We start from the raw sequence: 2,206 nt of genomic DNA, 5'->3' as shown, positions 1-2,206 counted from the left end.
GACGGGCGGTACGGGCGCCGGGTCAGGCGGCGGGGCGGCGCAGCCGGAGGGCCTGCGCGACGTAGTCGAAGCCGGTGACCAGCGTGACGCCGACCGCGGCGGCCATGATCCACGGGCCGACGGCGGCGAGCACGGCCGGCATGGGCCACAGGTACCACGTGATGGCCAGGATCTGGAGCGCAGTCTTGATCTTGCCGCCCCGGCTGGCCGCGATCACGCCGTGGCGGATCACCCAGAAGCGCAGCGCGGTGATGCCCAGCTCGCGGACGAGGATCACGGCGGTCACCCACCAGGGCAGCTGGTCGTACCAGGAGAGCAGCAGCAGCGCCGCACCGGTGAGGGCCTTGTCCGCGATCGGGTCGGCGACCTTGCCCACCGAGGTGACCAGGGCGAACCGGCGGGCGATCCAGCCGTCGACCAGGTCGGTCGCCGAGGCGACGGCGAAGATCAGGCAGGCGACCATCCGCCAGCCGGCGTGGTCCATGGCGGAGGCGACCACGGACGCCGCGAAGACCGGCACCAGGACCAGCCGCAGCGCGGTGAGCGCGTTGGCCGCGTTCATCACCGGTACGCCGGCCACCACCGGCGCGGGCGTCGATTCCGTCGCCCCGGTCACCGCCGCGCCCCGCTCCGGCGGCCGTGGCGTACCTGGCACCCCACCACGTGGCTCCCCCGCTCCGTCCGGGCCCGCCGTCACCGTGTTGCGCCGGGCGCCGCCGAGATCATCTCATCCGGGACCGCCACCAGGTCCACTCCCTCGGTGCTGGTCACCGTCGCCCGCACCAGGTCGCCGGGGCGCAACGCGGCCAGGTCCACCCCGCCGTCGGCCGGGGCGACGAGGGTGGTCGAGCCGTCGACCTCGGGGGCCTGGTGGGCCGCCCGCCCCTCGACCACGCCGTCGTCGACCGAGTCGACCAGCACCTCGACCGTGGAGCCCAGGCGTTCCTCGGCGCGCTGCGAGCAGAGCTCGTCGGCGAGCGCGCTGAGCTTGTCGTAGCGACGCTTGACGGTGGCGGCGGAGACCTTGCCGGGCAGCCCGGCGGCCTCGGTGCCGTCCTCGTCGCTGTAGTCGAACACGCCGATCGCGTCGAGCCGCGCCTCGGTCAGGAACCGGACCAGCTCCTGGTAGTCGCCGCGCGTCTCGCCCGGGAAGCCGACGATGAAGTTGCTCCGTGCGCCCGCAGCCGGGGCCAGCGCGCGGGCGCTCGCCAGCAGCTCCAGGAACCGCTCGGTGGAGCCGAAACGGCGCATCCGGCGCAGCACCGGCTCGCTCGAGTGCTGGAACGACAGGTCGAAGTAGGGCGCGACGCCGGGCGTGGTGGCGATCGCCTCGACCAGGCCGGGCCGGGTCTCGGCCGGCTGGAGGTAGCTCGCCCGCACCCGGACGATGCCGTCGATCGCGGCGAGCTGGGGCAGCAGCTTCTCCAGCGCCCGGGGGTCGCCCAGGTCCTTGCCGTAGGAGGTCGAGTTCTCGCTGACCAGCACCAGCTCGCGGACGCCGGTCTTGGCCAGCCACTCCGCCTCGGCGAGCAGCTCGTCCGGCGTACGGGAGACGAAGGCGCCGCGGAAGGCGGGGATGGCGCAGAACGCGCAGCGCCGGTCGCAGCCGCTGGCCAGCTTGAGCGAGGCGACCGGGCCGGTGTCGAGCCGGTGGCGCAGCACCTGGCGCAGGTGGGCCGGGGTGTGCTCGTCGGTCTCGGTGACGCCCCGGACCGGAGTGCCGTGGCCGGGCAGCGACACCCCGCTGTCCCGCCGGGAGACGGGGGTGAGGGGCAGCAGCTCGCGCCGGTCGCGCGGGGTGTGCGCGCCGATCCGCTCGCCGGCCACCACCGCGTCCAGCCGGGCGGCGATGTCCGGGTAGTCGTCGAAGCTCAGCACCGCCTGCGCCTCGGGGAGGCTGTCGGCCAGCTCGCGGCCGTACCGCTCGGCCATGCAGCCGGCGGCGACCACCTTGGCGCCGGTGTCGGCGGCGGCCAGCAGGGTCTGGATGGAGTCCTGCTTCGCCTTCTCCACGAAGCCGCACGTGTTGACGACCACCACGTCGGCGCCCTCGCCGTCGGTGGTGACCTGCCAGCCGTCGGCGTGCAGCCGGGCGGCCAGCTCCTCCGAGTCGACCTCGTTGCGGGCACAGCCCAGGGTCAGCAGGGCGACACGGCGGCCGTCGTGCCGGGCAAGCGGGTGCTGTACGCCGCCTCGCACGGCCTCG

The 2,206-nt window shown here is 74.7% G+C and carries 2 protein-coding genes; both read right to left on the bottom strand.

All coding sequences use genetic code 11. From position 1 onward, the window contains the following. Positions 1–22: 22 nt before the first annotated feature. Entirely contained in the window at positions 23–616 is a 594-nt protein-coding gene (pgsA, locus tag F6X68_RS32285; RefSeq protein WP_192581643.1) for a CDP-diacylglycerol--glycerol-3-phosphate 3-phosphatidyltransferase, read from the bottom strand. A gap of 77 nt (positions 617–693) precedes the next feature. After that, positions 694–2,199 carry a 30S ribosomal protein S12 methylthiotransferase RimO gene (gene rimO, locus F6X68_RS32280; protein WP_151457777.1) on the bottom strand — a complete coding sequence of 502 codons (1,506 nt, stop codon included), beginning with the start codon at positions 2,197–2,199 and terminating at the stop codon, positions 694–696. Between the last annotated feature and the right edge of the window lie 7 nt (positions 2,200–2,206).

Source organism: Micromonospora sp. AMSO12t, assembly GCF_008806585.1.
Classification (GTDB): Bacteria; Actinomycetota; Actinomycetes; order Mycobacteriales; family Micromonosporaceae; genus Micromonospora; species Micromonospora reichwaldensis.
The sequence above is the reverse complement of the archived record's forward strand: the minus strand, read 5'-3'. Positions and strand labels throughout refer to the sequence as shown.